This window comes from Microcoleus vaginatus HSN003 (assembly GCF_022701255.1).
GTDB classification, from domain to species: Bacteria; Cyanobacteriota; Cyanobacteriia; order Cyanobacteriales; family Microcoleaceae; genus Microcoleus; species Microcoleus vaginatus_B.
In genome coordinates this window covers 2,833,970-2,859,340 of sequence record NZ_CP031705.1, presented here as the reverse complement: position 1 = coordinate 2,859,340, position 25,371 = coordinate 2,833,970, and the positions used below count along the sequence as shown (strand labels likewise).

Sequence of the window (25,371 nt, the reverse complement as noted above, 5' to 3'; positions counted from 1 at the left end):
AGATTTTAACATTTTAGATTTTAGACTTTGGATTTCATCCAAAATCCAAAATCTAAAATTCAAAATCGTTAGTTACCTTTGTTCTTAGCGATGATGGCTTCAGCCACATTTCGCGGCACTTCTTCGTAATGGCTGAATTCCATTGTGAAGATGCCTCGACCTTGGGTTTTCGAGCGGATGTCAGTGGCGTAACCAAACATTTCTGCTAGTGGAACTTTTACAGAAACTTTGGCTATCCCCTGATCCGTCTCTTGGCCTTCGATCTGACCCCGACGCGAGTTGAGGTCTCCGATGACGTTCCCGATGTAATCTTCGGGAACTTCAACCTCTACTTTCATCATAGGCTCTAGCAGCACTGGCGACGCCTTCATCACGGCTTCTTTGATCGCCATTGAACCGGCGATCTTAAATGCCATTTCTGAGGAGTCTACGTCGTGGAAAGACCCGTCTACCATAGTAGCTTTGAGGTCAATCACGGGATACCCTGCTACGATACCTGATTCGCAGGCTTCTTTCATCCCTTGTTCTGCCGGGCCGATGTACTCTTTGGGTACAGTGCCACCAACAATTTTGGAGACAAATTCAAAGCCGCTTCCGACCTCGGTGGGTTCTAGTTCGATCACAACGTGACCGTACTGACCTTTACCGCCACTTTGGCGGATAAATTTACCTTCGGCGCGGACGGATTTGCGAATGGTTTCACGGTAGGCTACTTGTGGCTGACCCACGTTGGCTTCTACTTTGAATTCCCGCAGCATCCTGTCTACCAGGATTTCCAGGTGCAGTTCGCCCATGCCGGCGATGACTGTCTGGTTGGTTTCTGGGTCAACGTTGACTCGGAAGGTGGGGTCTTCTTCCGAGAGTGACTGGAGGGCTTTGGAGAGCTTCTCCATGTCTTGTTTGGTTTTGGGTTCGACAGCCACCGAGATCACTGGCTCTGGAATAAACAGAGATTCCAGAATCACTGGCGCTCCTTCTTCGCAGAGGGTGTCGCCGGTGAAGGTGTCTTTCAAACCCAAGGCTGCTCCCAAGTCTCCTGCCCGCAGTTCGTCAACTTCTATCCGATCGTCCGCTTTGAGTACAATTAGGCGAGAAACCCGCTCTTTTTTGTCTTTGGTGGAGTTCAGGACGTAGGTGCCTTTTTTGAGGATACCGGAGTAGACGCGAACAAAGGTCAGCCGGCCGTAGGGGTCAGCCATGATTTTGAATGCCAGGGCTGACAGGGGCGCACTGTCGTCTGCAAATCGTTCTGCAGTGTCGCCGTTGGGCAGGAGTCCTTGTATTGGAGGAACTTCCAAGGGCGAGGGCAGGTAGTCGATCACTGCATCCAACAAAAGCTGAACGCCTTTGTTTTTGAACGCCGAACCGCAGAGCATGGGGACGATCGCCCCAGAGATGGCGCCAGTCCGCAAAGCTGCACGAATTTCGTCTTCCGTTAACTCTTCGCCTTCGAGGTATTTCTCCGTGAGGGCGTCGTTGGTTTCTGCTACGGACTCGATCAGCTTGGTGCGGTATTCTGCCGCTAGCTCTTTTACTTCATCGGGGATTTCTACTTCCTCGATATCGGTGCCGGTGTTGTTGTTGTAGATGTAGGCTTTCATTTGCACTAAATCTACAATTCCCCGGAAGTTTTCTTCGCTGCCGATCGGGATTTGGATGGGTACGGCGTTCGCTCTCATTCGATCGCGAATTTGGCCGTAGACTTTGTAGAAGTTTGCGCCCATCCGATCCATTTTGTTGACGAACACGATCCGCGGTACTTTATACCGATCGGCTTGTCGCCACACTGTTTCGGATTGCGGCTGCACTCCCCCTACCGAGCAGAACACTGCGATCACTCCGTCGAGCACTCGCATCGAGCGTTCGACTTCGATCGTGAAGTCTACGTGTCCGGGGGTGTCGATGATGTTGATTGTGTAATCTTTCCAACTGGTGGTGATAGCAGCGGCAGTAATCGTGATTCCCCGCTCCCGCTCTTGCTCCATCCAGTCCATGATTGCTGTTCCCTCGTGCACTTCACCCATTTTGTGAACCATGCCTGAATAGAACAGAATTCTTTCAGTTGTTGTTGTTTTGCCCGCGTCAATGTGGGCTGCGATGCCGATGTTGCGAGTTTTTTCTAGCGGGACGGTACGTGCCACAGCTACCTCCTTAATCTTGTGTTGCTGTTATAATACTATTATACTACACAGTAACCCTATTTTGCACTCCCCAGCGACTTACCAAAGTCTCGGGAGCTTATTGTTACATTTTAATATTTTTTGCAAAATTTGTTTACAAAAATATTAAGGATGCGACATGGAGGATTTCGAGAGTGCGTGAATTTTGAGTGCGTGAATTTTGATTTTGGGAGTCTTGAGTTTGCTTCATGAATCGCAATTGCGCCCAGAGAAGCAATCTCAACACTCAAAACTTACACTTTCCAATTTCTCACCCGATGCTTTTATACCGCACGATCGCACTCTTCTCCATGCCCGATTTTGCAGTTAGTACCGGTAGTGAGCAAAAGCCTTGTTAGCTTCGGCCATGCGGTGTGTTTCTTCGCGCTTGCGAATAGCACTGCCTGTTTCGTTAGCTGCATCCATCAGTTCGTTGGCTAGCTTGGCGGCCATCGAACGGCCGGTGCGGGCGCGGGCAAATCTGATCAGCCAGCGAAGGGCGAGGGTGGTACCGCGATCGGAACGCACTTCCATCGGTACTTGGTAGGTGGCGCCACCTACCCGGCGGGCTTTGACTTCTACCAGGGGTGTAGCGTTTTTGACTGCTTTTTCAAACAAGTCTAACGGTTCAGCCCCTGTGCGTTCTTGGATGGTTTTGAGGGCGTCGTAGACGATGCTGGAGGCAACGGATTTTTTGCCGTGCTGCATGATCCGTCTCACCATCATGCTTACCAACCGGCTGTTGTAGGTTGGATCTGGTGGAACTGGACGTTTTTGAATAACTGTGCGGCGAGACATAGTTCTATTTGGGATTTTTGATTTTGAATGATTGAGTTTGGGGTTTTGGGATCAGATCTCGATCTATGACGATCGAGCGTGCAATTGATCGGCGCGATCGGATTTATTTTTGCTTCCCAACCCCGATGATCGGGCGAGTTCCGTCTTATTTTTTCTCTTTAGGACGCTTGGCCCCGTATTTGGAACGACCCTGCTTGCGGTCTTTCACCCCAGCGGTGTCTAATGTACCCCGAATGATGTGGTATCTAACTCCGGGCAAATCTTTTACCCGACCGCCCCGGATCATTACTACAGAGTGTTCTTGCAAGTTGTGACCGATCCCTGGGATGTAGGCGGTGACTTCAAAACCAGAGGTCAGCCTTACCCGAGCCACCTTCCGCAGCGCCGAGTTGGGTTTTTTCGGGGTGGTTGTGTACACTCTGGTGCAAACTCCGCGCCGCTGGGGGCAACTCTTGAGAGCTGGCGATTTGGTTTTTTTCTGCGTTTGTTCCCGTGCTGAACGGATGAGTTGCTGAATAGTGGGCATGAGTTACGGCATTTCTAGCTTTTTGCTGAATATAGTGATTTGGCTGTATCCGCACTGAAAGTCCCTTCCCCTCTGGGGGGACGGGATGAATGAAAATAATTATGGGTAAGTGAGGATACCAGACTCTATATTGTACACGACGCGAGTTTCTTTGGCAAGAAATTTACGCGAACCGCGCTCAAACTTCCTTCCTTGCTGCAAGTTGGGAGGGGGCGAGCGCAACGGGAGAATGGTATGTGACATCCTATAATTTAGGTGCAACTATGATTATTGTCACAGCCGTCAGCAAAATTTATGACGATCGCAATATCGCGCTTTTTCGCTCAAATTACCCTTGTTTAGGAGATGGGCATTAACTCCCGCCTGCGATCGCATCACAGTCTATAGCCGATCTACATCACAGAAAGTTATCTAAAATGGCCGGACAATAAGAAATATACATTGAGTTGACGGCAGATGACAACCAAAGCTTATATTCCTGAATATAAAATTTCCGAACTTTACTTGAACATTTGGAAATCCGGTAAGATCGATCGGACTGTGTTCCAGCAAATCCAATACGCAATTAATTCTCACAGTTTAAAAAGTTCAGAGGAGCGAAAAATTGTCAACAGGCTGCTGTATGCAGTACGGCGGGGATGGGTGTCAGTGATGGACTGAGTTGCTTGGGAGTTTTGACTCAGGGCGCGAGATTGCCTAGTGAATCCCCGCGCGTAGCTGCGTCAATGAGTTTTGAGATTGCCACCCACTTGCCACCCACAGATCACAACGCACACGGGTGCAGGAGTTGTGAAATAAAATCTCATCCATAAAATTAGAGGACTCCCCAATAGATGCACCGCTTTTAAAAGGAAATATTAAGGTAAAAGGATAGGGTATGTTTAATTCTACAGAACTGCTGATCGAGGCTTTCATCGAACAACTTCAGAACGGGTACAGCCGCACTTACGGAGGCTACAAATCAGATTATTCTGACATTATTGCCTGGGTCGGGGCAATGGCGTTAGAAAACATCGCCAACAGCGACGCTCTTTATCACAATGTAGAACACGCAATTTGCATTACCTTAGTCGGTCAAGAAATCTTGCGCGGAAAACACATTCGCAAGGGCGGAGTTTCCTGCGAAGATTGGCTGCACTTCATCATTTCTTTGCTGTGCCAAGATATCGGATATGTCAAAGGAGTTTGTCGGCAAGACCAAGAATCAGAAGGATTGTATGCTACGGGAAAAGATGGCCTGAGAATTGCACTTGCTCCCGGTGCAACAGCGGCCAGCCTAGCTCCTTACCGAGTTGACAGAGCTAAATTGTTCATTGACGAGCGCTTCGGCAACCACAAGCTAATTAATGCTGAGATAATTAAGCAGAACATAGAACAGACTCGTTTCTCGGTGCTTGATGGCAACACTGACGAGGATGCAGGTAATTACTCTAGTTTAGTGCGCGGTGCTGACTTGATAGGTCAGCTCAGCAACCCGCAATATTTACAGAAAATTGGCGCGCTGTTTTACGAGCTGGAAGAAAGCGGTGCTACTAAAGTTTTGGGCTATCGACATCCGGGGGATTTGCTGCAAAGCTACTCTAAGTTTTACTGGAGCGGCATTTATCCTCACATCAGTGAATCTCTCGGTTACTTGCAGTTGACGCAGGAAGGCAAACAGATTGTTGCTAGTTTGTACGCTAACATATTTCGGATGGAACACCAACGTTGCGATTCTGAGGTTGCTTGACGGAAGGGGAAGGGAAAGGCGAAAATTTTTGAAGGCGTGACATTGCTTTTCTAATAATTGCTTAGCTAACATTCCTTAAAATTCATTCCAATGCTATTAAGCAGAAAAGGTTGGGAATGCGTGAGATTGCTTTCCTAAGAATCACTTCGCTAGCATTCCTTGCAACGCTATTGCTGTACCTGAGTTCAAGAGTTACCAATTCCCCATTACCGAAGTGTATTTCATCCAACTCAACTAATTTCCTCCTCAATTTCTGAATGATATCTGGGACACAACCAATTGCTGGGTACCAAAGAAGGCCATCCCTCCCTCAGCGCTTCCAAACAAACAGCTCGCACAGTTAATTGACAGTCAAGCAGTTGGACCCCAGCTTTTTCAACTTGCTTTTTGCCAATTCTTAAAATGGATTCATCGCTAAATTCAAAGGTTTTGTGACACTGAATGCAAACCAGGTGGTGGTGGTGGTGCAATTCGGGAAAATTCAGTTCGTAATGTTTGTGCCCTTCTGCTAATTCTAGTTCCCGCAAAATTCCTATCCTGGCTAATAAATGCAGCGTTCGGTAGACAGTAGACAAGCCTATTCGTTCTCCTTTATTCTGCAAATTCCTGTATAACTCTTCCGCACTTAAATGATTGCCTTGTGGCAGATTTTGAAAGACACTCAAAATAGTTTCTCGCTGGGGAGTCAGGCGGCAGCCTCTCTGGTTGAGTTCGACTTTGAGTGAGTTAGCACTGTATAAGTTCATGTCGCCAAAAATAAAAAACTTGAACGAGGCTTCTAGTGGATTATCTATTATTTATTCGCGCTCTTTTTTAGATTCTCCTAAAGTGTATTCCCCGTGATAATCCGTTTAATCCTAGACTTCCCCTTTAGTTAAGGGTAATCTGCTAGCCATCTATCCCCCTTGCTAAAAGTGGAAGTGAAAAATTAGTTTTCGGGATTTATGCCTAAATTTTGTGAAGTTTCTATCAATGTTGCTGATAAGCATTGGTAAAACAAGTCTTAGGTTCAAAGTCAGTGCAACCGATCGCATCTTCAGTACAAGCAACGCACGGGCGCACTGTAAATGTGAGGCGGTAGTCGTTATTGACATACTCCCCGCGCATGAATGCGGGGGATTCTAAAGGCTCAAACAGCAGTTGCAGGCGAAGCCTGTCTGACACTACCTAACCCAACCATTGCTGCCCCAACGGTTTGAATATTTATAGATGCGTTTTCATCTCGTCCATTAACAGATTGGCAAGATGGGCAACGCCATTGCCTCACCGATAGATCTAGCGATTCCAGAATGTGACCGCATTGAGCGCACGTCTTTGAACTCGGATACCACTGGTCAATAAAAACGACTAATTTACGCTTTTTCTTGGCTACCCATTCGAGAATTAACAGGAATTCGCCCAGTGCCAAGTCATTGATTTTACGTCCCCAAAGCCGTTGCATTCCTTTGAGGTTCAATGTTTCAAAGCACAATACATCAAAGCGATCAGTTAGTTCATGAGCCAGCTTCCAGAACCAATCACGTCTTTGGTTGGCAATCTTTTCGTATTGCCTACATAGATGCTTTCTGGCTTGCTCACGACGCTTAGACCCCTTTTGTTTACGTGATAACTGCTTACACGCTTTACGGATGGTATTGAGTCCTTGTTTGAAGAATTCGGGCGATTCAATCTTGCTGCCATCCGAGCAAGTGAGGAAAGTTTTCAGACCGAAATCGAATCCCGCTATCTTACCAGTCGCAAATTCAATCTCTGGCTCTGAACCCTCATCCACCACTACAACCATAAACAACTCACCTAATGGTGTGCGTTTGATGGTCAACGTTTTAACTATGCCCTCAATAGGTCTAGAATTCCCAAACTGATAAACCCTGCTTCCAATCTTCACTCGATTACCACCCAGAAACTTGTATCCAGCTTGTTTCAGGGTGAACGATTTGTATTTTTTGATTTTCTTAAATCCTGGTGGCTTTACCCCCTTCTTGTGATGTTTGAAAAATAGCTGGTATGCCTTCTCAATGCGCTGACAAATATCTTGCACCCCTTGAGAGCCAACTAACTGCCAAAATGGATTACGCTTTCTCAGCTTGGCAATATGAGCTTGAAGTTGGGCGCAGTTCAAATGCTTACCCCACATCCGGTAATACCGACGATGGAGAGCGATCGCATGGTTGTAGATAACTCCAGCAGCATTGATTGACTGCTTCAGGTATCTATTCCGCTTGTGACTATAGAGCTTAAACTTCAGTGTCTTCATGCTAGTATTGTATATCATTTAGATATATGTATGCCCTGAAAAAAAGTGTGTTTTTTAGGTTTACTGACGAAGAGGTTGAGAGGCTAGAAGTCTATTGCGAATCAACAGGAAGATCTAAATCAGATGTCTTAAGAGAACTCATTATAAGCCTTAAGATTAAGAAAAAGCCGTCCTAGAAGGACGGGGCTTTAAACCAAAAATTTTCGGTAAAAAAATCCCAATAACAAGGAATTGGATACAAGCGCTTGATTTGATGCACTCCTTCGGGCAATGTTACTGACAGACTCCACAAAAATAATCAAAGTGGCAATACATAAATTTTAGAAAAAGACAGTCATACGGTTATTGTCTCAAGGTTGACCGAAATCTGAAAAGCTGCCGAGGTGCCACCGATGGCAAAACCACTCGGGAATAAACTCCCATCTTCGGGAGTTTTATGCCAAGAGAATGACTTGTCTTTTTCCAGATTGGGGCGATCGCCAACACAAAGGGCGATCGCCCCAATCAATGCCAGCGTCGCCAACAAACCCGTCAGCCCTGTCAACCCTTTTTCCTGCAACCGAATCAACACAGCAAGTGTTCCTACTAGGAAATCTCCGTTTGCTAAACTCATAAACCACCGAAATACATAGCTTTGGGTACCAACAAGAAGGTAGCGACACCCAGCAAAACTAGGCGGATGCCCAAGATGGTGGTCATTTTGTCTGCGTCTTCCCATGTGTAGCCAAAGAAAGAAGTTCTTGCTTCGAGAGTTGCTGGTCCTTTGAGGGAGTGAAAGATGCCGCCGAAGCCTAGAAAGGCTGAGCTGATTAGGTGAATCGCCCTAACGGCTAAGTACGGATCAGTATCGACAATTTTGGCTCCGGCACCCCCACCCAAGCCGAGTCTGGCTAGGTTTGGCAACAGGATTAAGCCTTGTTCGTACATGGGCAATTGTGGGTTAAAGCGGGAAAGCTCTAATAGGGTATAGGCTGCTGCCCATAAGACGATGAGGCCGGCGTGGGCGACGTGGCTACCGAGCAAACGACCGGAAAGGTTGATTAAGCGGGCGTTGCTGACCCACCAGGGAAATGATTTTCCTTCGGCTGGGAAAGATTTTTTTGCCATGCTGGTCACGGCCATTTACCTCTTGAGAAAGATGTCAGGGAAGTTTTAAGCGATTGCAGGTTATTGATATAGATAATCAACAATTTTAGTAGTTTCGTCAAGGGGTACTTGAGAAAAATTTTTACTGATTGGAGTTCAGGTATGTAAATCAGTAGGAAAAAACATCGCTATATCACGATTATGACTGTTTTTGGCGCTGGAGCGGAGTTTAGTCTCTCGTTAGCAAAAATAGCAGCTAAAGAAATACCTCTAAATTTATTGATAAATAATATGATTAAATAATATTATGGCTAGAGTATTTTTTAAGTAGCTATCTATCCAATCCTCTAGGAAAAGACAAGGTGGAAAAAGAAATCCGGTACTTTCCTATGGACAAGCTTTTATAAAAGTACGGTTAGAGGGGGCGGGATTGTTTTTTTTGAATCAAGAGAGTTAATGCCTACTTGTTGACATATTTATCTTCAATTCCAAACAACCAAGCCTGAGAGCATTTACTCTCAGGCTTTTCTAGCGGGATTTTTAACTGCTTGTTGCATTGGTCGCGCTAGCTCAAGCAGAGGATTTGGTTTGTTCAGCTAGTTGCTCGTTGTTGGGCAACTCCAGGCAATAACCAGCCCCATATACGGTTTTGATGTACCGAGGATGTCGGGGATCGGGTTCCATCTTGGTTCTCAGGTGTCTGATGTGTACACGAATAGTTTCGATGTCGTCGTCGGGGTCGTAACCCCATACTTCTTTGAGAATTTCGCTGGGAGAGACTGTCTGACCGTGGCGCTGAAGCAAGCAGTGCAGCAACTCAAACTCTAGGTGGGTCAGCTTGACAGTCTGATCGTACCAAACAGCTTCAAACCTTTCGGGGACAAGGGTCAGCGGGCCGTAATTCAGGATTTCGGAGTGTTTGGCAGCTTGGGGGATGCGGTCTGTGCGCCTTAGTAGAGCTCGCACTCGGGCTAGCATCTCTTCTAGTTCAAAGGGTTTGGTCAGGTAGTCGTCGGCGCCGGAGTTGAAGCCTTCTACTTTGTCTTGAGTTTGACTTAAGGCTGTCAACATCAAGACGGGAATGTCTGAGGTGCGCTCGTCACGCCGCAAACGCTGACATACCGTGAATCCGTCTACTCTAGGCAGCATGAGGTCTAACATGATCAAGTCGGGGAGCAGTTGTATTGCTAGTGCCTGACCTTTGATGCCGTCTTCTGCCTGGGTGACTTCGTAGCCAGCCATTTCTAGGTTGACGGCTACGAGTTCGGCGATCGCCGCGTCATCATCAATAACAAGTATCCGGGGCATCATTATTTATCTCACCGCTAACCGAATGGCAGATCCTACAGCCTTCTGGGGGTTCCAGGTAACTTTAACGAACAATTTTTTAATTTTAAGCTTCATTAAGGATTATAAGGTTGATTAAGAACTTTCAGGGCTCTGTAAATATTCTTGTAGTAATTATAAGCCCTAAGAGGGCTTATCAGAAAACTGTTGGGCCAAAATGTTGCTGGGGGCAAATTTTTGGTCGGCCAGAACAGCCTTAACTTTTGCAGGGTGCGTCTGGGGCTTCACAGGATCGCCCTAACGGTAGTCCGCGTCTTCCATGACCCTGTTAACCATTAACTGTAATTTTTTTAACTTAGTTAATTTTGCTTAAAAAATTTTTGTGTTTTTTGAGGGGTAGTGCTTGGTTTGTTGGGGTATTGACGGTATTATTAAATAATATTAATATAACTATTTATCAAACAAATAAACACTATTAGAATTATTTAATTGTATCATATAAAATTCAAATACTCCATCCCGCAACCTGAAAATTTTTGGTCAATTTTTTGCCTGTGGGGCTAATTTTTTTCTCGGCCTGGAATCAGGAAAACAACCGATAAAAACCGCTTGCATACCTACTGGGGGCGAGTTTGCGATCGAGCTGGCTGAGTATTTTTGTTGGGAACAGTCGCGTTAGAGCCTAATTTTTGGAAATAAAGGCCGCCGATGGTGGCTAAGAATAGTGTGTAAACCCCTGCTTGGACGAGATAAAGTCGATCTCTGTATCCAAACAGTGCTTTGAGAAGCACTCCTGGAAATTGTCGATCGGGCAAAATTTCGGCTGCATTCCACACCATAGGCCCTAAAATACAAGAGTGGACTGGTGCGAGGCGATCGTAATAAACACAAATTGCTGCATACTTGCTATTCATCTGTGACAAAATCCCAGCGGCTTGGTCAAAATGTTTGAGTGCAGATACTGCCAAACCTGCCACTATTAACAGCAACAAAATCCCCATAAACTTGAAAAACAGGCGGATATCAATTTTGACACCCCAATAGAACAGTAGCGCGCCAATGATTGCCGCCCCAGTCAAACCAGCCAAAGCTCCCAAAGCGGGGCTGAAACCTTGTTGAAATTGAGCGCTGACAAATATAACTGTTTCAAAACCTTCGCGCAGTACCGCAATAAAAATTAAGCCAAATACGCCCCACCCGGCATTGGTATTTTCTGTCAAAGCTGCTGTAACTACTCCTTCAACTTCAGCTTTGAGAAAGCGCGCTTGCTGAGTCATCCAAATTAGCATCCAGCTTAGCATTGCGATCGCCACAATGCCCAACACGCCCTCTAATAGCTGTTTAATGACTGGTGCGTAAGGCTGCTCGGATGTTGATAGTGCTGCGAGCACTGCATTGAAGAGAATACCCACAATACCGCTAGCACCAATGCCGGCTGCGACACCTGCATAAACCCAAGAAGTGAGGTGACTTTGCTCGGCTTTTTTGAGGCAAGCTAGTACAATTCCGACGACTAAGGCGGCTTCTACGCCTTCGCGCAGGGTAATTACAAAAGTGGGTATGGCTTCACTAAAATTCATTTTTTATAATCATGGGGCATGGGCATGGGGTATTGGTCATTGGTGATTGAAAATAACCAATAACCAATAACCAATAACCAATAACAACTAACTAAATGATTAAATCAACTATAATCCCGTAGCATTTTTTTCAGTTCTACTTGGTGCAATTCTTCTTGTCCAATTAGATTGCGGGCATATTCTTCCAAATAAACACTGGAGTCTGTCACCACGTCAAGTAAAGATTTATACTTTTTGAGCGCTTTTTTCTCGTGATTTAAACTTTCTTCTAACAAGTCTTTCACCGAGTGTTTGTAGGTTTCTTCGATGGGAGCAATTTTCTGACTAGGATGCCCCTCTAAACCAGTGAGAATTTCTCCTGCTTGTTGGGCGTGGATTAGAGATTCCGTGGCTTGTGCTTTAAAAAACTGCACGATGGGAATCCGGTTTGGCCCTGTCACCATTAGTGAATAGTGGGTATAGCGCACGACACCTGCCAGTTCCCATTCCATGATGGTGCATAGCAGTTCCTGGGTTTTTTTCTCGTCAAGTTCTTTCATTTGTTGTTTTAGAAGTAGCATGCCTGAGAGGGCGCTCTTTATAATATCACATTTAAGTTAAAAATCAAAAGTAAGGTGAGCCATCAGCACCTTACCGGAGAGATGTTGTATGTGAATTACGGGTTAACTTCTAAGGTTCCCGTAGGAGCAAACACGACAGTAAACTTAGTGACTGGTGCTGCACTGTTACTGCTAGTTTCGGAAGATTTCCGCAGATTTGGCAAAGCAGTTTCTTGGTCGTAATCCTTGGCTGGTTGATTGAGTGGCTGGAAATTGTCGATCGCCCCATCTTGACTTGGACTGACTCGATAGACTAGATTTTGATTGAAAGTAGGGCTAGTTTGCCAACTTCGATCGATGCGATCTTACAGTTTAAGAGTTAACTCATCTAGCTTGGCCAGCTCGGTAATTTCTGTTCTCTGATTTGTTCCATCTACCGCCTAAACTTTCGGCTGGGCTGCTGATAGCTGATTGAGTCCCGCCCTTAGCCACAGCATTAGCAACAGCATTAGCGGGATTTGGCCGCTCGATTGTCAAAGACTTGACGTGAAAACCGCGAAACTTTTCTTTTTGGCTAACGCGCCACATTGCGATGGGAAAAGTCATAAATAAAAGAGTCAAAGCTCCGAGGCTAACCCAAACAATTATGTGCATCTCCTTGGCGTTGACCAAAAAGCTAATGTACGCATTTGTGGCAAGATTTTATCGGCAACCTGCAGCAAGGGAAAAGCCAAATGTCCCGTATAAACCATTACCAGTAATGCCAACACTGCACCCATGCCGTGAATGGTTCCCATCCACCGCTACCAAGGGCTGGGATGCAGTAGGTTAACTAAAGGTAAAAACAGAAATAAACCAGCAGATTAAAAGCTAAGTCCGTAGACAGAAACTTGAGCGATCTCTAAGTGTTTGGAAAATTCAGAGGGAACTAAATGTCTGGGATTGAGCGTTGCACCACTGGCAAACATCCTGTAGGTTGTGCGGAAAATTACTTGAGAATAAGTGCATTAGTATTTTGAGTTTCTTGATAATGCAGCTCGTGCGGACAGAGCCGATCGCGCCAATGTGCGATCGACAACCGCCAACATACTACTAACTATATTAATTAGCAATAATTCTAGCTTTTTAGTTTCTAGAGCAATACTTTGGCTTTAATTAGCTATCGGGCAATTTAGCGGCTGCGATCGTCAACAGATTAATACAAATTATTCGGAAGAGGCGCAAATAAAAATAATTAGGGATCTTCAGTTTTTTCTTTATGTTTTTTTTAATTCTTGCTTGAGCTTGATGGTAAATACATTTTGTAGTTGAATCTGTATACAAACATTGATAATTCTTATCAAAAAGCGTGAATGTGGGGGGGTCGGTAAAATATCAGAATAATTCTTCAGGATTATTTAATGTTACATTTCTCATCCTCAAAACTCTGGCTGTGAAGCCGGAATCTATATCGAGTAAGCGATCGCCCGTCGCAAATCCCCCGATCGCTCGATCGCATTAATGCCCCCAGAGGGGGTTTTAAATTTTTGTAAGAAATAGTTGACTAAAGAGTTGGAAGTTCTCTTGTTTGGATACATCAATGCACATACCTGATGGTTTTCTTTCACCGCCAGTAGCCATTGCCACCGGCATAGCAAGCGCAGCAGCAATTGCAGTTGCCCTAAATCGAACCCGCGCCAGCCTTGGACTCCGACAAGCCCCAATCATGGGCTTAACCACAGCTTTCGTGTTTGCAGCCCAGATGATCAACTTTCCCGTAGCCGGAGGTACCAGCGGCCACTTGTTAGGAGGGGCGCTCGCATCCGTCGTTTTGGGGAACCCTTGGGCGGCAACTTTAGCGATGAGCACAGTTTTTATAATTCAGAGCGTGTTGTTTGCCGATGGGGGCATCACCGCCCTGGGAGCCAATATTTTTAATATGGGGCTAGTGGGCATTTGGGTGGGTTGGTGGCTGTTGCAGCCATTGCAGCAACTTTTGGGAGGTTCCAGAAATCGTTTGCCGCTAGCAGCAGGGATTGCAGCCGCCCTTAGCGTCGTGGCTGCTTCGATTTCTGTGGCGATCCAATTGGCAATTTCTGGAACAGTAGGGCTCACTATCGCATTGCCAGCAATGGTAGGCGTACATATTTTAATTGGGATTGGCGAAGGGATAATTACAGGTGGCGTTTTAACTTATCTCGTCAAAGTGCGGCCGGATTTACTGCCGGGAGAACAGCCACAATTGCAGAAATGGGTAGTGCCAGTAATCGGAGTTTTATTAATTGCCGGGGTGCTTTCACTGTTTGCTTCAAGTTGGCCTGACGGATTAGAAGCGGTAGCCGAAAAATACGGCTTTAAAGATAAAGAATCTGTGGCGATCGAAAATCCCACTCCTTTAGCAGATTACACAGTTAAAGGATTAGAAGAACAGCCGATTGGTACTAGCATTGCTGGACTTTTAGGGTCTGCCTTCAGCTTCGGCGCGGCTTTTGGGATGGCTCAGTTGGTGGTAAAACCTAAAGATGTCTAAACTCCCCATACCTTTTCGATTGCGAGTGTCTCTCACAATTGTGATTGGCATGGGTTTTCTGAAGACAGGCGCTTGGCTGTGGCTGGGAATTTATGGGGCGATCGCACTTTTCTGGTCGTTTTGGCTCAGGGCTCCGGTGCGAACTCTAGCCCAACTGTTGGGAGCCGAATTGCTTTTTCTTTCCTTATTAGTGCTGCCCCAAGGGTGGGAACGCGCCAGTTTTCTGTTGCTGCGTTCCCTACTTTGCCTGCTAATTATGAACAGTTTTCTGCTAACTTTGCCACCCCACAGTTTCGGAATCGCCCTCAAAGGATTACCCCTACCAGCAGGTTTGCAAGAGATTGTACTGTTAACGGGACAATACTTGGAAATCCTGCTTGCGGAAGTCAACCGCATGAAAATATCTGCCCAACTCCGGGGCTTATCGGGTACCGGAGGATGGCTGCGCTACGCCAGTGCTTCCATGATCGGAGCCCTTTATTTGCGAAGTCTCGATCGCGCAGAAAGAGTACACGCAGCCATGCTAATTCGCGGCTATAAAGGAAGTTTGCCCGCCGACTCAAAATCGACACCTAAAGAGCGACTCTGGCTGACACTAGCAATTTTAATAGCAGCCGGATTAACAATAGCTTCTTACGGTTATTCGTAATTGGGCCTTGGGCATTTAAGTGGTTCCCCGGCTCTGTCTGGGAATCGAGATCCAGAGCCTCTGCCTCGCTTCTTGCGGAGGAAAAGTGGAGGCAGAGCCTCCGGATCTGCGTTACCAAGCTCTGCCTGGGAACGAGTTGAAATTATTCAATCTAAATCTACAATCTAAAATCGGATGACTAATCTCAAATCCGCACCAACAATCGAAGTGAAAGACTTAGTATTTGGCTATCCCGAGCAAAAGCCAGTATTGCGGGGAATTTCTTTTACTTTGCAACCGGGAGAAAGAGTTGCTCTACTCGGCCTGACAGGTGCTGGGAAAAGCACTTTGCTCGAAAACTTGATTGGATTAAAAATGCCTCAATCTGGCGAGATCAGAGTGCAGGGAAAAAAGTTGGAAGAGGCGACTTTATCGCAGGCGCGCCGGCAGATTGGATTTTGCTTTCAAGATGCTAACGACCAGCTATTTATGCCCACTATTTTAGAGGATGTCATGTTCGGGCCGCGCAATTACGGAGTGCCGCCGGGAGTTGCGCGCGATCGAGCTTTAGCGCTATTAGACGAATTTGGTTTAGTAGAATTTGCCAACCGTTCGGCCCACGAACTTTCGGGAGGTCAAAGAAGGTTAGCAGCCTTGGCAGCAATTTTAGCATTAGAGCCGGCAATTTTAATCTTAGACGAGCCGACTAACGGACTCGATCCGTCGTGGCGGCGTCACTTGGCGTCAGTTTTGTCCCAATTGCCGATCGAGGTAATTTTGATCGCTTCTCACAATTTGAATTGGATCGGAAAAACGACTCAAAGGGCTTTAATTTTGGCGGATGGTGAGATTAAAATTGACAGACAAACCCAAGATTTGCTGGGAGATAAATCAACTCTCGAATATTACAATTTGCCGCCAGATTGGTAATTAAGTATTGGTCATTAGTCATTACATAAAGCAGTCATAACTAACCACAAGCGATTGCTTTATTTTTGCTCACTAGGGTAACAATTCGGGGGGGGTACAGGCAGTATATATCTGTAATTAAAGATCGAATTTGCGGACAGCTTCATTGTACATATGAATAGCTAAATCGCGCAAAATTTGTTCATTTTGAAACTCACTTCCTAACTTCTCTTTGGTCATTTGAACACACATTTTCATCAAGTTAGATGAATTTTCAACATGAAGTGCGATCGCTTTTTGCTTGTCTTCAAAACCCACCTCGATTTCCGCCTGCATGTTGACCGATTGAGCATTCGCAAATTCCTCTAAATTTTTAGCCCTTTTTTCCTGCTTTCTCTTTTGTAGTTCCTCAGAAAAACCCCCAGCAATTATCCCCGCAGGTAACGCAAAAATTCCGATTCCCAAAAATGCTAACATGGCTCCTAACAATTTCCCTAAAGGAGTGATTGGATAAATATCGCCGTAACCAACAGTAGTTAATGTCACAACTCCCCACCACATTGCATCGGGGATGCTGCCAAAAGCTTCGGGATGTGCCTCGTATTCAACAAAATACATGATGCTAGAGGCAAAGATTAACAGAATGAAAACTGCAAAGGCAGTGGCTATCAACTCCTCTTTTTTAGAGTACAACACTGCTCCCATAGTTCGTACTGACTCTGAATAACGGCTCATTTTGAGCAAGCGCAACAAGCGCAGAACACGAATTAAATTAACGAAGTCCAAACTAGGAAATAACAGCAAAAAGTAAAAAGGTAAAATCGCAACTAAATCTATCAAACTTAGCGGTGTAAGAGCGTATCTCAATCTTCCCCAGAGCGGGTGGCTGTATCGGCGATCGGCTGTAGACACCCACAGCCTCAAAATATATTCTATGGTAAATACAAAGGAGGAAACAATTTCGATGTTGGCCAAAAGCGATGTGTACTCTGGCGACAATGTGGGCGAAGTAGAAGCAATAAAAGCTGCGACGTTGATCAGGATTAAACCAGTTATGACAACATCATCTGCTAAACTGTATAAATTGCTTGAGTCTGAGGTTTCTAAAATCTCATAAATTATAGTTTTGATTTTTTTACGCATCTGAGTTTGTCCTAAAAACTTAGCAATTTACGCTCGCGCTTGACTACAGTATAAGCAATTAAGTTCAAAAAAATAAGCAGTAGTTGTCCTAAAGCTAAAAAAATGGTTTCTTCCCAGAGGCTCTTGTTGCCAAATTCAATATTTCTCATGGAAAGTGGGTTGTTTGGGGCAACGGCGTTCTAGTAAAATTTATAGTTGATCTGGAAAGAATTTCCAACTACTACTGGGTTTGCAGGCAAAAATCATGAAGGTAGCCGTATTTAATACTAAATCCTACGATCGCACTTTTCTGACAGCAGCCAATGTCGGTGGTCAACACGAGTTGGTTTTTTTTGAACCGCATCTGACCCTGGAAACCAGCGTTTTGGCTGCTGGATTTCCGGCCGTTTGCGCGTTCGTGAACGACTGCTTGGACGCGAAAACGCTCGGGGCGATCGCCGAACAAGGCGTCCGCTTGCTAGCCCTGAGATCCGCCGGATTCAACCACGTCGATTTAGCAGCAGCGAAGGATTTAGATCTAACTCTGCTGCGAGTTCCGGCTTATTCTCCCTACGCAGTGGCCGAACACGCAGTCGCTCTGATTTTGTCCCTCAACCGCAAAATCCACCGGGCCTACAACCGCGTCCGCGAAGGCAATTTCGCCCTAGATGGCCTGTTGGGTTTTGACCTCCACGGAAAAACCGTGGGAATCGTCGGAACAGGCAGAATTGGCGCAATTACTGCCCAAATTCTGCACGGATTCGGGTGTCGCCTGCTGGCATACGATGTTTACCACAACCCAGATTGCCTCGCCCTAGGCATGGAATACGTCGCACTCCCGGAACTCTTCGGCGCGTCTGATATTGTCAGCCTCCATTGTCCGCTGATACCAGAAACTTACCATTTAATCGGTGCAGAGGCGATCGAGCAAATGAAACCGGGGATGATGCTGATCAATACCAGCCGCGGTCAGTTGATTGACACTAAAGCTGTTACCAAAGGACTGAAGTCTGGTATAATTGGCTACCTCGGCTTAGATGTGTACGAACAAGAGACGGATTTGTTTTTTGAGGATTTGTCAAATCACGTCATTCAAGACGACGTTTTTCAACGCTTGCTGACTTTCCCCAACGTCCTGATTACCGGACACCAAGCTTTTTTCACCGAGGAAGCTTTGAAAAATATCGCCGAAACCACGCTCGCCAATATCACCGACTTTGAACAAGGACGCCCTTGCCCGAATCAAATCGACCTCGCTCAAGTGAATAAATGAGTCAAAAGACCGATTTTGCAGCGAGGGGAATTGTTTACAATCAAGTCTTATCGTTATTTTTGCTTGCAATTTGTGAGGCTCTGCCTTAGTCTCATCAATTAGTCCCTGCAGCGCGGATGCTGTGCTAATTGCCGGAGAATTATACTGGCAGCAATTCACAGCCTGCAATTTTACCTGACAACGGAGGAAGTATCCAATGACACAAGCTAACTTTTCGGACGAGACACAAACAGTTACTGAAGTCGTCACAGTAGACCTGGTGCCTGACCAACCGGGCGTCATGACTACGACAACCCCAGAAACAACGACGAGCCAGTTCCAAGATATTAAAGACCAAGTTATTACAATTTTGTCGGAATTTCCAGCCTATCTCTCTAATTTTTTTGCTGACTACCAAAAGCCCCTCATAACTGTTGGTTTAATTCTGGCAGGCGGTATTAGTATTAAGGTAATGCTGGGAGTTTTAGGTGCTCTTAATGATGTCCCTTTGGTAGCTCCAATTTTTGAGTTGATTGGCATGGGATATACGGGTTGGTTTGTTTATCGCTATCTGCTCAAGGCTTCTGATCGCCAAGAGTTGTTAACGGAAATTGATTCTTTAAAAGAACAAGTTGTGGGTAAAGAGTCTTAAACGGATGTTGAAGGAAGAGGGAAGAAGGAAGAAGGAAGAGGGAAGAAGGAAGAGGGAAGAAGGAAGAAGGAAGAGGATTTTTCTTGCTCTCCCTTCTCCAAATCTCCGACTCCTCACTCTCCCCCTCTCCCACTCTCCCGCTCTCAATTTGGATGGCAAACTTGTTGCAAAGTGGCGGTAAAGTCGGGGTAGGAAATGGCAGCAGCTTCTGCCCGGTGAATGTTAGTAATACCTGTGGCGTTGAGGGCTGCGATCGCCAAACTCATGGCGATTCTGTGGTCGGTGTAGCTGTCAACATCCGCGCCGCTCAAAGGAGTTCCCCCGGTAATTTCTAAACCGTCGGGTAACTCGGAAATTTGGGCTCCCATGCGGTTGAGTTCTGCAGCAGTCACGGCCAGCCGATCGCTCTCTTTGACTCGCAACTCGGCCGCATCTCGAATTATTGTAGTACCCGATGCAAAGATTGCCGCTACGGCCAAAATCGGGATTTCGTCAATCAGTCGGGGAATTAAGTCACCCGCAATGGTGCATCCCCGCAATTGGCCGGAACTACGAACCAAAATATCGGCTACAGGTTCCCCAGCCGCCTCTCGCTGATTTTGCAGTTCAATGTCCGCGCCCATCATTTCCAAAGCTTCCAAAATGCCTGTACGAGTTGGGTTAACGCCGACATTTTCGACTACGAGCTCGGAACCTGGGACGATCGCCCCAGCAACTAGCCAAAATGCCGCCGAACTAATATCCCCCGGTACAATCACATTCTGCCCTTGCAGTTGTGTCGGCCCAGTAACTGTCACGCTACAAGTTTCTGGATCGACGCTCAATTGAGCTCCAAACGCTCGCAGCATCCGCTCGCTGTGATCTCGCGACAGAGCGGGTTCTGTGACTGTAGTTTCTCCCTCCGCCATCAAACCGGCGAGCAAAATGCAAGATTTAACTTGAGCCGAGGCGATCGGAGAATGGTAGTGAATTGGTTTTAACTGCTGTCCTAGTATCGCTAAGGGAGCTAAAGAATTACTTTTTCGGCCCCAAATTTGCGCTCCCATTTGTTGCAGCGGTTTAATGACGCGCGACATCGGGCGCGATCGCAGAGAACTGTCACCCGTTACTGCATAAAAACGCCCCGGATGAGAGGCTAAAATTCCCAACATCAGCCGCATCGTCGTGCCGGAATTGCCCGCATCCAAGACTTCTACAGGCTCCTCTAACTCGCCAATTCCGACGCCCGTGACTGTCACCCGTTCCGCGTTGAGTTCAGAAACTTTGGCTCCCAGAAGCGAGAAACATTTAGCAGTGCTGCGGGGGTCTTCCCCTAGGAGTAGTCCCTCAATAGTAGTTTCACCTTGGGCGATCGCACCCAACATCAAAGCTCGGTGAGAAATCGACTTATCGCCCGGAACTCGAATCCTCCCCACCAGTGACAAGCCCGAGGCCGGTTTTTTAATGCTTAAAGTTTGGCTTTTGTCAAGAAGCGTAGTAGTGATAATGTCAGCTTGCATTGAGATAAACTAGGATTGGATGGCGTTAGCTATCCTACCTTTTTCCCAGTCCTAAGTCAGTCGTCTTTTGCTATGCGGGTTTTTTCCCAATGTGTCCGGTTAACTCAAAGGCTGATTAAACTCGCCCCCACAGTCTGCTATCAGTTATCGGCGACAAGGGAGGACGGACGCAACCGCACGGATTTCACATTAATTTCACATTAATTTCACAAATATTATCCGTGTATATGCGTAGATTTCATGTCCTGCTATCAGTTATCGACCAGATGATTGAATTTTGACTGAACAATTTTAGATTTTCGATTGCGAGTTGTAGGTTTTTCATTTTTTTAAGCAAAAGCTCCGGAATTTGGAACCCAGCTAATCTAAAATCTAAAATATAAAGCCTACAATCTCAAATCTCAAACCGCCCAATTCACAACAACTCCTAAACTTTTATTTATGCTGACCCATCACCGCAAGCCTGTAAGTTTATCGCTGGTATCCACAGATTTACCTTTGTGGTCATTCGTTGAAACCGGTGCTACCCTTTATCAAAAAGACCGCGATCGCTTTCACTTGTTGTTGCACGAACCAGCAATAATCGATCGCGAATTTTCCGACGGTTCCGACGAATCTGCCGAGCAAGTTACAATCTTGCCCCCAACTACAAAACCCCGGTTGCTCTGGCTAGAAGTTTCGCCCTATCGAGTCATTATGACTATGCAAGGAAACGGCAAATACAGTTACCGCCACTGCTGGGAACGAGGAATGTACGGCCTGAGCCGTTATTGGCTTCAGGGCGAATCGCTGGCGACTCCCGAACAGTTGCGACTCCGCAACTTCACCCGCAACTTGACGCTGACAGGAAAGCCGGAACCGGAACACTTGCAGTTAGAATATGAGTTGTGGTCGGAGAAAGTACAACTCGGTCGCTATATTTTGAATCTAGAAATTCATCACTAAACTGGGTAATTGGAAAGGGGTAATTGGAAATGGGTAGATACTAGCTGAAGGCAAGGCATTCCTCAAATTCATTCACCCCCTGTGCGCTGTTGGGGTTCGCGTTGCAATCTCCCAACTCAAAACTCTTAGCGTTTAGCGATCGCTCTTACAATAATTAATCAGTTTGCTAGTCAAAGCGTCTTGATTTGCGGCTGCTTGATTCGCCTGTTGGCCAGCTTTAATAATATCTGCTTGAGCTGTTTGGATTTGCTCTCGACCTTCTATACTTGTAGAAGCGAGATTGCCAGCCTGAAGACTTTTGCTTATGTCCCCCAGTGCCTGACTAATTTCTTGGAAGGATTTAACCGATGGCTGCTGAATTTCTTTGAGGGTTGGATCTGTTATTCGCAGATCCTCAAGTTCATTCGCTATCAGGTTCAAATTTTTAGCTAAGTTGTCGGTCGTTGCAGCATCGTTGCTGTCTTTACCAACATCAAGGAGAGCGTTGCCTTTGTTGACAATTTCAGTAAATTTAGTACACTGGACAGCTCGGCTATCGCTGCAACTAATCGTCAGCGTACAGCAAGCAACAACTATCAGCAGGATGGCAATCTGTTTGCGAAAAAAGTACATGAAGCCTCGGTTGCGAAAAAAGTAGATTCTGGGATTTTGTGGTAGAGTGCGTCAGCGATGAGCCGATATATCGACTGTGGAAAAACTTTCACGGCATTCAGACACGCTCTACTAAGCTAAACTACGTACCTGTTTAGGAACTATGGTCAAAAACAGCAATAACCTAAAGAAGGGAAGCATTTGGGGATATCTTACCCTGCTTTTGCCTATTTCCTTGACGGCGGTTGCCAGTTTCGAGTCGGGAAGGATGTTTTGGGCGATCGCCACCACAGCGGGCATTGCTTGGGCTTGCAGGCTCTACCAGCAGCAGCAAAAAAATAAACTCGCTCATTTAGACTCGATTTTTTACAAGTTGATCAAGGAAAATCAAGGGCGAGTTACGGCTTTGGATTTGGCGATGAATGCGAAACTCCCCGGAGAAAAGGTTCAAGAGTATCTCGACGAACGAGCCTCTGAGTTTGCCGCAGATTTTGAAGTGACGGAACAAGGCGGAATTTTGTATTATTTTCAAATAGCTCCACCTGTCACTCCAAGCGAAACACCTAATGCGGCAATAGCTGTTCAAGAGCCTCCCACAAATCGGGAAAAAGCACAAGATAAAAAACCAAATTTATTCCCCATTACTCAAACCAAGACTCCTGGAAAACCCAAAATCTCTTTTACCCAGACGGAACTCTCCCGCAGATTCAAAGTTCACGCAACTACGATCGGCAAGTGGAAACTTAAGCCGGAGTTTGCTCAGTGGAGCCGCGAAAAAGACCCCGAGGATCTGACCTGGGAATATTCTACAGAAAACAAGCGCTTTTATCCAAAAGAGTGAGTTCCTCCGGTATACGCTAAAATATATCAAGAAACCCGGTTTATACGACGCTCTGCGGTTGCTAACGAAGAATTTGGGAAGAAACCGGGTTTCTGAGATATGAGCGCGTCTTGGACTGATTAGACCGCCGTTGACCGACCGACCTCTTTAGGTTATTTTAAGTAAAATCGTGTTTTGCTGAGTTTGCCAAATAAAAATCGGTAAATTCGATCGTCCTATCTGTGACTTTTTTCTCCTATGTCCAAAACAACCTTGCGAGTAGTCGCCCGTCTCGTCGCGTTTCCTGACAAAGTAGCAGAACTTAAATCTCTGCTGCTGAGCATTATGGAACCCACTCGCAAAGAAAAAGGCTGCATCAAATACGAACTCCTGCAAAATCAAGCCGATGCCACAGATTTTACCTTCGTTGAAGAGTGGGAAAGTGCAGATTTGCTCGAACTACATCTCGGTTCAACTCACATTCAAGACGCCGTACAGAAATTAGACGGTTTGGCCGTGGGGCCTCCAGATATCCGTCGCTATGAATTGCTAGCTTAATCCGCTTTTTAGAGCACTTTTATTAAGGTTTTTGAATTAGCTTCTATTTCTCCAAAGTTTGCGGGGCACCCTACATATAGAGGTTCTGCGTAAGTCCAATTCTACTCACATCTTGCACTATTCTCGCTGAACAGGCAAGATGCCTGTTCCACAAAGAGTAGATTTTATTGTGGAACAGGCATCTTGCCTGTTCAAAAAAGGATTATTTACAATGGTGCAAGATCTTAGATTCTACTAAATTCGGAAAAGTTTATGACATTAGCAACAATAAAACAGTTATTTATTTATCCAATTAAAGGGCTGACACCGCAAGCAATGTCGGAGTTTGCTTTAACAGCCGGACACGGAATTAAGGGCGATCGAGCTTTTGCCCTCATGTTTGCAGATAATATTGAAGCAGCAAAGATACCCGCCCAAAATGTCCCTTGGATGAGCAAAAAACATTTTGCCGTTCAAAATGATTGGCCTTTGTTAGCAGCTTTAGAATGTCATTATCAACCGGAAACGACCGTTTTAACAGTCAAGCGTGAAGGAGTTGAAGTGTTATCGGTCGAAACGAACACAACAGCGGGGCGCGATCGCATCGGCACTTTTTTCACAGAATATCTGGCCGCAATTGAACCCACAAAAGAAGCGAGACACCCGCAGTTTGCACCTTTGCAATTAGTCGGCGACACCAGCGGCGAAACTCGTTATCCCGATCGAGAACCCGTACACATCTCTTTACTCAGTCAAGCCACATTAGACCAATTAACAGAAATCGCTGTTCAAAACATTGACGTGGGCAGATTTCGCCCGAACATTGTGCTAGAAGGTATGGCAGCTTGGTCAGAATTTGAGTTGATCGGAAAACAGTTTCAATTAGGCACGGCGCGCATAGAAGTTACAGCACGAATCAATCGCTGTGTCAATATAGAAGTGAATCCAGAAACGGGCGATCGGGATATTTCCCTACTCAGTTTACTGCAACAGGAATTTGGTCACGCACAAACAGGAGTTTTAGCAAAAATTATCAACAGCGGCACAGTTAAAATCGGGGATGTTTTGACTTCTTATTAATAAAAAGCGACATTAAGATTGTGAATGCTGGCTAACTTCCTCTACTGATAAACTCAGTGCTTCTGCCACTTGCTGTGTATTCAATCCCATTGCCAACAACCGAGGGATAGCATCCCGCCGTGCTTGCGCTTCTGCACTCAAAGCCTGCTCTGCTAAGGAAGCTCGTTCTGTACCTGTCAGCAGCAAATTGCCCTCGCTATCCCACCACCGCAGCCACAGCATTGTCTGGTTTTGATAACTGCCTTCCCACAATCCTAATTCTACGCCCATTGGCGCGATCGGATAATGACCGCGATCGTTCGGAAGCAACTGCTGGTAAAACCCATTTTTCAGGTTGTAAACCTCCAGCCTGCCACTATTGATCTCATAGATGCCATAAAACGGAATCCGCATGATCCGCTCATATACCCAAAACTTCCCAGGCCTTTGTGCCGCTCCAACTTCCGAGTACGATAGTGGGGTTGTGTCCCGCTCTTCGGAACCATCTCCTGATGCGAACTCCAAAGCAATCATCGGAGCCATGAATTCCCGCCACAGCACGTAAGAGCGACGAATCTGATTTCCGAGTGTTGGTGGCACATTCGGCACGTAGAACCAGTCTGGAGCTTCTGCTCCCTTTTCAAGCGGGTCAGTTTCTCGCCAGTAGATGCCGCAGTCTTGCCCTATAGCATATTGCCCATCGGGATGAAGCTCTTGCAATACCGACCCGATCGAATCAGTCAAAATAATACTCTGGGGATGCTCCTGAAAATTCTTCACAAAAGTGCCATCTTCCTCTGGCAGTTGAGTGTGGTCGGGGAAAGGAGAGGGAAGGACAATTTTTTCGGTTGCCGGGGTCATGCGACCTCTCAAGTATTGCAGCTTACTTG

32 protein-coding genes and 1 pseudogene are annotated in these 25,371 nt (G+C 46.0%); 14 read left to right on the top strand and 19 right to left on the bottom strand.

The window, feature by feature from the left end:
• Nucleotides 1-68: 68 nt before the first annotated feature.
• The 4 genes from fusA to D0A37_RS12440 all read right to left on the bottom strand — a co-directional run bounded on the left by fusA (nt 69) and on the right by D0A37_RS12440 (nt 3,726).
• On the bottom strand, nt 69-2,141 hold the full coding sequence (fusA, locus tag D0A37_RS12455) for an elongation factor G (RefSeq protein ID WP_242724594.1): 2,073 nt from the start codon (nt 2,139-2,141) through the stop codon (nt 69-71).
• A gap of 345 nt (nt 2,142-2,486) precedes the next feature.
• On the bottom strand, nt 2,487-2,957 hold the full coding sequence (gene rpsG, locus D0A37_RS12450; protein ID WP_006632196.1) for a 30S ribosomal protein S7: 471 nt from the start codon (nt 2,955-2,957) through the stop codon (nt 2,487-2,489).
• A gap of 145 nt (nt 2,958-3,102) precedes the next feature.
• Nucleotides 3,103-3,483, bottom strand: a complete 381-nt coding sequence (gene rpsL / locus D0A37_RS12445; RefSeq protein ID WP_006632197.1) for a 30S ribosomal protein S12 — start codon at nt 3,481-3,483, stop codon at nt 3,103-3,105.
• 99 nt (nt 3,484-3,582) lie between these two features.
• Nucleotides 3,583-3,726 carry a hypothetical protein gene (locus D0A37_RS12440; RefSeq protein ID WP_242724593.1) on the bottom strand — a complete coding sequence of 48 codons (144 nt, stop codon included), beginning with the start codon at nt 3,724-3,726 and terminating at the stop codon, nt 3,583-3,585.
• Nucleotides 3,727-3,939: 213 nt separating this feature from the next.
• Here D0A37_RS12440 and D0A37_RS12435 point away from each other — a divergent pair, with 213 nt between their 5' ends.
• Nucleotides 3,940-4,143 (top strand): hypothetical protein, encoded by a 204-nt coding sequence (locus D0A37_RS12435; protein ID WP_242724592.1) that lies wholly within the window; start codon nt 3,940-3,942, stop codon nt 4,141-4,143.
• 217 nt (nt 4,144-4,360) lie between these two features.
• Entirely contained in the window at nt 4,361-5,212 is an 852-nt protein-coding gene (locus tag D0A37_RS12430; protein ID WP_242724591.1) for an Npun_R2479 family HD domain-containing metalloprotein, read from the top strand.
• A 230-nt stretch (nt 5,213-5,442) separates the two neighbouring features.
• Here the strand turns inward: D0A37_RS12430 and D0A37_RS12425 are convergent, their stop codons facing one another.
• The 3 genes from D0A37_RS12425 to D0A37_RS12415 form a co-directional block, all read right to left on the bottom strand.
• Nucleotides 5,443-5,958 carry a Fur family transcriptional regulator gene (locus D0A37_RS12425; protein ID WP_242724590.1) on the bottom strand — a complete coding sequence of 172 codons (516 nt, stop codon included), beginning with the start codon at nt 5,956-5,958 and terminating at the stop codon, nt 5,443-5,445.
• A 223-nt stretch (nt 5,959-6,181) separates the two neighbouring features.
• Nucleotides 6,182-6,376, bottom strand: coding sequence for a hypothetical protein (locus tag D0A37_RS12420; RefSeq protein WP_242724589.1), 195 nt, complete (start codon nt 6,374-6,376; stop codon nt 6,182-6,184).
• Nucleotides 6,342-7,484: an RNA-guided endonuclease InsQ/TnpB family protein gene (locus tag D0A37_RS12415; protein ID WP_242724588.1), complete on the bottom strand. Its 1,143-nt coding sequence runs from the start codon at nt 7,482-7,484 to the stop codon at nt 6,342-6,344. The genes D0A37_RS12420 and D0A37_RS12415 overlap by 35 nt, the downstream gene beginning before the upstream one ends.
• Before the next feature lie 8 nt (nt 7,485-7,492).
• Between D0A37_RS12415 and D0A37_RS12410 the strand changes: the two genes are divergently transcribed.
• Nucleotides 7,493-7,642, top strand: coding sequence for a ribbon-helix-helix protein, CopG family (locus tag D0A37_RS12410; RefSeq protein ID WP_242724586.1), 150 nt, complete (start codon nt 7,493-7,495; stop codon nt 7,640-7,642).
• Nucleotides 7,643-7,800: 158 nt separating this feature from the next.
• Here the strand turns inward: D0A37_RS12410 and D0A37_RS12405 are convergent, their stop codons facing one another.
• The 5 genes and pseudogenes from D0A37_RS12405 to D0A37_RS12385 all read right to left on the bottom strand — a co-directional run bounded on the left by D0A37_RS12405 (nt 7,801) and on the right by D0A37_RS12385 (nt 11,958).
• On the bottom strand, nt 7,801-8,079 hold the full coding sequence (locus tag D0A37_RS12405) for a hypothetical protein (RefSeq protein WP_242724585.1): 279 nt from the start codon (nt 8,077-8,079) through the stop codon (nt 7,801-7,803).
• Nucleotides 8,079-8,573, bottom strand: a pseudogene (locus D0A37_RS12400) (chlorophyll a/b binding light-harvesting protein); the annotation flags it as partial. The gene D0A37_RS12405 and the pseudogene D0A37_RS12400, both read right to left, overlap by 1 nt.
• A gap of 549 nt (nt 8,574-9,122) precedes the next feature.
• A complete protein-coding gene (rpaA, locus tag D0A37_RS12395) occupies nt 9,123-9,860 on the bottom strand; it encodes a two component system response regulator RpaA (RefSeq protein WP_242725505.1) in 738 nt (245 codons plus the stop codon).
• Nucleotides 9,861-10,456: 596 nt separating this feature from the next.
• Nucleotides 10,457-11,419, bottom strand: a complete 963-nt coding sequence (locus D0A37_RS12390; RefSeq protein WP_242724583.1) for an FTR1 family iron permease — start codon at nt 11,417-11,419, stop codon at nt 10,457-10,459.
• A gap of 104 nt (nt 11,420-11,523) precedes the next feature.
• The gene (locus D0A37_RS12385) at nt 11,524-11,958 is read right to left on the bottom strand and encodes a ferritin-like domain-containing protein (protein ID WP_242724581.1); all 435 of its coding nucleotides are present in this window, start codon (nt 11,956-11,958) and stop codon (nt 11,524-11,526) included.
• A gap of 75 nt (nt 11,959-12,033) precedes the next feature.
• On the opposite strand from D0A37_RS12385, the gene D0A37_RS12380 reads away from it, so the two are divergent.
• Nucleotides 12,034-12,201: a hypothetical protein gene (locus D0A37_RS12380; protein WP_242724580.1), complete on the top strand. Its 168-nt coding sequence runs from the start codon at nt 12,034-12,036 to the stop codon at nt 12,199-12,201.
• Nucleotides 12,202-12,342: 141 nt separating this feature from the next.
• Here D0A37_RS12380 and D0A37_RS12375 read toward each other — a convergent pair whose 3' ends face one another.
• The 3 genes from D0A37_RS12375 to D0A37_RS29010 form a co-directional block, all read right to left on the bottom strand.
• Nucleotides 12,343-12,564 (bottom strand): hypothetical protein, encoded by a 222-nt coding sequence (locus D0A37_RS12375; RefSeq protein ID WP_242724579.1) that lies wholly within the window; start codon nt 12,562-12,564, stop codon nt 12,343-12,345.
• 38 nt (nt 12,565-12,602) lie between these two features.
• Nucleotides 12,603-12,755 carry a hypothetical protein gene (locus D0A37_RS12370; RefSeq protein ID WP_242724578.1) on the bottom strand — a complete coding sequence of 51 codons (153 nt, stop codon included), beginning with the start codon at nt 12,753-12,755 and terminating at the stop codon, nt 12,603-12,605.
• Nucleotides 12,756-13,403: 648 nt separating this feature from the next.
• A complete protein-coding gene (locus tag D0A37_RS29010; protein WP_278187195.1) occupies nt 13,404-13,535 on the bottom strand; it encodes a hypothetical protein in 132 nt (43 codons plus the stop codon).
• A gap of 2 nt (nt 13,536-13,537) precedes the next feature.
• On the opposite strand from D0A37_RS29010, the gene D0A37_RS12365 reads away from it, so the two are divergent.
• The 3 genes from D0A37_RS12365 to D0A37_RS12355 all read left to right on the top strand — a co-directional run bounded on the left by D0A37_RS12365 (nt 13,538) and on the right by D0A37_RS12355 (nt 16,025).
• Nucleotides 13,538-14,467 carry an energy-coupling factor ABC transporter permease gene (locus D0A37_RS12365; protein WP_242724577.1) on the top strand — a complete coding sequence of 310 codons (930 nt, stop codon included), beginning with the start codon at nt 13,538-13,540 and terminating at the stop codon, nt 14,465-14,467.
• Entirely contained in the window at nt 14,460-15,116 is a 657-nt protein-coding gene (locus D0A37_RS12360; RefSeq protein WP_242724575.1) for an energy-coupling factor transporter transmembrane component T family protein, read from the top strand. The genes D0A37_RS12365 and D0A37_RS12360 overlap by 8 nt, the downstream gene beginning before the upstream one ends.
• Before the next feature lie 174 nt (nt 15,117-15,290).
• The gene (locus D0A37_RS12355; protein WP_242724574.1) at nt 15,291-16,025 is read left to right on the top strand and encodes an energy-coupling factor ABC transporter ATP-binding protein; all 735 of its coding nucleotides are present in this window, start codon (nt 15,291-15,293) and stop codon (nt 16,023-16,025) included.
• A 117-nt stretch (nt 16,026-16,142) separates the two neighbouring features.
• Here the strand turns inward: D0A37_RS12355 and D0A37_RS12350 are convergent, their stop codons facing one another.
• Nucleotides 16,143-17,147 carry an ion transporter gene (locus tag D0A37_RS12350; RefSeq protein ID WP_242724573.1) on the bottom strand — a complete coding sequence of 335 codons (1,005 nt, stop codon included), beginning with the start codon at nt 17,145-17,147 and terminating at the stop codon, nt 16,143-16,145.
• A gap of 244 nt (nt 17,148-17,391) precedes the next feature.
• Between D0A37_RS12350 and D0A37_RS12345 the strand changes: the two genes are divergently transcribed.
• From D0A37_RS12345 to D0A37_RS12335, 3 genes are all read left to right on the top strand, one after another.
• On the top strand, nt 17,392-18,399 hold the full coding sequence (locus D0A37_RS12345) for a 2-hydroxyacid dehydrogenase (RefSeq protein ID WP_242724572.1): 1,008 nt from the start codon (nt 17,392-17,394) through the stop codon (nt 18,397-18,399).
• A 196-nt stretch (nt 18,400-18,595) separates the two neighbouring features.
• Nucleotides 18,596-19,030, top strand: coding sequence for a CAAD domain-containing protein (locus D0A37_RS12340; protein WP_242724571.1), 435 nt, complete (start codon nt 18,596-18,598; stop codon nt 19,028-19,030).
• 4 nt (nt 19,031-19,034) lie between these two features.
• On the top strand, nt 19,035-19,211 hold the full coding sequence (locus D0A37_RS12335; protein ID WP_242724570.1) for a hypothetical protein: 177 nt from the start codon (nt 19,035-19,037) through the stop codon (nt 19,209-19,211).
• Here the strand turns inward: D0A37_RS12335 and aroA are convergent.
• Nucleotides 19,174-20,529 carry a 3-phosphoshikimate 1-carboxyvinyltransferase gene (aroA, locus tag D0A37_RS12330; protein WP_242724569.1) on the bottom strand — a complete coding sequence of 452 codons (1,356 nt, stop codon included), beginning with the start codon at nt 20,527-20,529 and terminating at the stop codon, nt 19,174-19,176. The two genes, D0A37_RS12335 and aroA, sit on opposite strands and share 38 nt — an antisense overlap.
• 441 nt (nt 20,530-20,970) lie before the next feature.
• On the opposite strand from aroA, the gene D0A37_RS12325 reads away from it, so the two are divergent.
• On the top strand, nt 20,971-21,474 hold the full coding sequence (locus D0A37_RS12325) for a hypothetical protein (protein WP_242724567.1): 504 nt from the start codon (nt 20,971-20,973) through the stop codon (nt 21,472-21,474).
• 132 nt (nt 21,475-21,606) lie between these two features.
• Here the strand turns inward: D0A37_RS12325 and D0A37_RS12320 are convergent, their stop codons facing one another.
• Entirely contained in the window at nt 21,607-22,086 is a 480-nt protein-coding gene (locus D0A37_RS12320) for a hypothetical protein (RefSeq protein WP_242724565.1), read from the bottom strand.
• Nucleotides 22,087-22,228: 142 nt separating this feature from the next.
• Here D0A37_RS12320 and D0A37_RS12315 point away from each other — a divergent pair, with 142 nt between their 5' ends.
• The 3 genes from D0A37_RS12315 to D0A37_RS12305 all read left to right on the top strand — a co-directional run bounded on the left by D0A37_RS12315 (nt 22,229) and on the right by D0A37_RS12305 (nt 24,502).
• Nucleotides 22,229-22,906: a superantigen-like protein SSL4 gene (locus tag D0A37_RS12315; RefSeq protein ID WP_242724563.1), complete on the top strand. Its 678-nt coding sequence runs from the start codon at nt 22,229-22,231 to the stop codon at nt 22,904-22,906.
• Nucleotides 22,907-23,143: 237 nt separating this feature from the next.
• A complete protein-coding gene (locus tag D0A37_RS12310; RefSeq protein ID WP_242724561.1) occupies nt 23,144-23,443 on the top strand; it encodes a putative quinol monooxygenase in 300 nt (99 codons plus the stop codon).
• A 252-nt stretch (nt 23,444-23,695) separates the two neighbouring features.
• Nucleotides 23,696-24,502: an MOSC domain-containing protein gene (locus D0A37_RS12305; RefSeq protein WP_242724560.1), complete on the top strand. Its 807-nt coding sequence runs from the start codon at nt 23,696-23,698 to the stop codon at nt 24,500-24,502.
• A 12-nt stretch (nt 24,503-24,514) separates the two neighbouring features.
• Here D0A37_RS12305 and D0A37_RS12300 read toward each other — a convergent pair whose 3' ends face one another.
• On the bottom strand, nt 24,515-25,342 hold the full coding sequence (locus D0A37_RS12300) for a Uma2 family endonuclease (protein WP_242724559.1): 828 nt from the start codon (nt 25,340-25,342) through the stop codon (nt 24,515-24,517).
• Nucleotides 25,343-25,371 lie beyond the last annotated feature (29 nt).

What these genes read in the sequence shown, in the direction of transcription:
- rpsG (WP_006632196.1), bottom strand. Translation starts at nt 2,957, where the DNA reads ATGTCTCGCCGCACAGTTATTCAAAAACGTCCAGTTCCACCAGATCCA.
- rpsL (WP_006632197.1), bottom strand. Translation starts at nt 3,483, where the DNA reads ATGCCCACTATTCAGCAACTCATCCGTTCAGCACGGGAACAAACGCAG.
- D0A37_RS12440 (WP_242724593.1), bottom strand. Translation starts at nt 3,726, where the DNA reads ATGTCACATACCATTCTCCCGTTGCGCTCGCCCCCTCCCAACTTGCAG.
- D0A37_RS12435 (WP_242724592.1), top strand. Translation starts at nt 3,940, where the DNA reads ATGACAACCAAAGCTTATATTCCTGAATATAAAATTTCCGAACTTTAC.
- D0A37_RS12430 (WP_242724591.1), top strand. Translation starts at nt 4,361, where the DNA reads ATGTTTAATTCTACAGAACTGCTGATCGAGGCTTTCATCGAACAACTT.
- D0A37_RS12425 (WP_242724590.1), bottom strand. Translation starts at nt 5,958, where the DNA reads ATGAACTTATACAGTGCTAACTCACTCAAAGTCGAACTCAACCAGAGA.
- D0A37_RS12415 (WP_242724588.1), bottom strand. Translation starts at nt 7,484, where the DNA reads ATGATATACAATACTAGCATGAAGACACTGAAGTTTAAGCTCTATAGT.
- D0A37_RS12410 (WP_242724586.1), top strand. Translation starts at nt 7,493, where the DNA reads ATGTATGCCCTGAAAAAAAGTGTGTTTTTTAGGTTTACTGACGAAGAG.
- D0A37_RS12405 (WP_242724585.1), bottom strand. Translation starts at nt 8,079, where the DNA reads ATGAGTTTAGCAAACGGAGATTTCCTAGTAGGAACACTTGCTGTGTTG.
- rpaA (WP_242725505.1), bottom strand. Translation starts at nt 9,860, where the DNA reads ATGCCCCGGATACTTGTTATTGATGATGACGCGGCGATCGCCGAACTC.
- D0A37_RS12390 (WP_242724583.1), bottom strand. Translation starts at nt 11,419, where the DNA reads ATGAATTTTAGTGAAGCCATACCCACTTTTGTAATTACCCTGCGCGAA.
- D0A37_RS12385 (WP_242724581.1), bottom strand. Translation starts at nt 11,958, where the DNA reads ATGAAAGAACTTGACGAGAAAAAAACCCAGGAACTGCTATGCACCATC.
- D0A37_RS12375 (WP_242724579.1), bottom strand. Translation starts at nt 12,564, where the DNA reads ATGACTTTTCCCATCGCAATGTGGCGCGTTAGCCAAAAAGAAAAGTTT.
- D0A37_RS12370 (WP_242724578.1), bottom strand. Translation starts at nt 12,755, where the DNA reads ATGGGAACCATTCACGGCATGGGTGCAGTGTTGGCATTACTGGTAATG.
- D0A37_RS29010 (WP_278187195.1), bottom strand. Translation starts at nt 13,535, where the DNA reads ATGTATCCAAACAAGAGAACTTCCAACTCTTTAGTCAACTATTTCTTA.
- D0A37_RS12365 (WP_242724577.1), top strand. Translation starts at nt 13,538, where the DNA reads ATGCACATACCTGATGGTTTTCTTTCACCGCCAGTAGCCATTGCCACC.
- D0A37_RS12360 (WP_242724575.1), top strand. Translation starts at nt 14,460, where the DNA reads ATGTCTAAACTCCCCATACCTTTTCGATTGCGAGTGTCTCTCACAATT.
- D0A37_RS12355 (WP_242724574.1), top strand. Translation starts at nt 15,291, where the DNA reads ATGACTAATCTCAAATCCGCACCAACAATCGAAGTGAAAGACTTAGTA.
- D0A37_RS12350 (WP_242724573.1), bottom strand. Translation starts at nt 17,147, where the DNA reads ATGCGTAAAAAAATCAAAACTATAATTTATGAGATTTTAGAAACCTCA.
- D0A37_RS12345 (WP_242724572.1), top strand. Translation starts at nt 17,392, where the DNA reads ATGAAGGTAGCCGTATTTAATACTAAATCCTACGATCGCACTTTTCTG.
- D0A37_RS12340 (WP_242724571.1), top strand. Translation starts at nt 18,596, where the DNA reads ATGACACAAGCTAACTTTTCGGACGAGACACAAACAGTTACTGAAGTC.
- D0A37_RS12335 (WP_242724570.1), top strand. Translation starts at nt 19,035, where the DNA reads ATGTTGAAGGAAGAGGGAAGAAGGAAGAAGGAAGAGGGAAGAAGGAAG.
- aroA (WP_242724569.1), bottom strand. Translation starts at nt 20,529, where the DNA reads ATGCAAGCTGACATTATCACTACTACGCTTCTTGACAAAAGCCAAACT.
- D0A37_RS12325 (WP_242724567.1), top strand. Translation starts at nt 20,971, where the DNA reads ATGCTGACCCATCACCGCAAGCCTGTAAGTTTATCGCTGGTATCCACA.
- D0A37_RS12320 (WP_242724565.1), bottom strand. Translation starts at nt 22,086, where the DNA reads ATGTACTTTTTTCGCAAACAGATTGCCATCCTGCTGATAGTTGTTGCT.
- D0A37_RS12315 (WP_242724563.1), top strand. Translation starts at nt 22,229, where the DNA reads ATGGTCAAAAACAGCAATAACCTAAAGAAGGGAAGCATTTGGGGATAT.
- D0A37_RS12310 (WP_242724561.1), top strand. Translation starts at nt 23,144, where the DNA reads ATGTCCAAAACAACCTTGCGAGTAGTCGCCCGTCTCGTCGCGTTTCCT.
- D0A37_RS12305 (WP_242724560.1), top strand. Translation starts at nt 23,696, where the DNA reads ATGACATTAGCAACAATAAAACAGTTATTTATTTATCCAATTAAAGGG.
- D0A37_RS12300 (WP_242724559.1), bottom strand. Translation starts at nt 25,342, where the DNA reads ATGACCCCGGCAACCGAAAAAATTGTCCTTCCCTCTCCTTTCCCCGAC.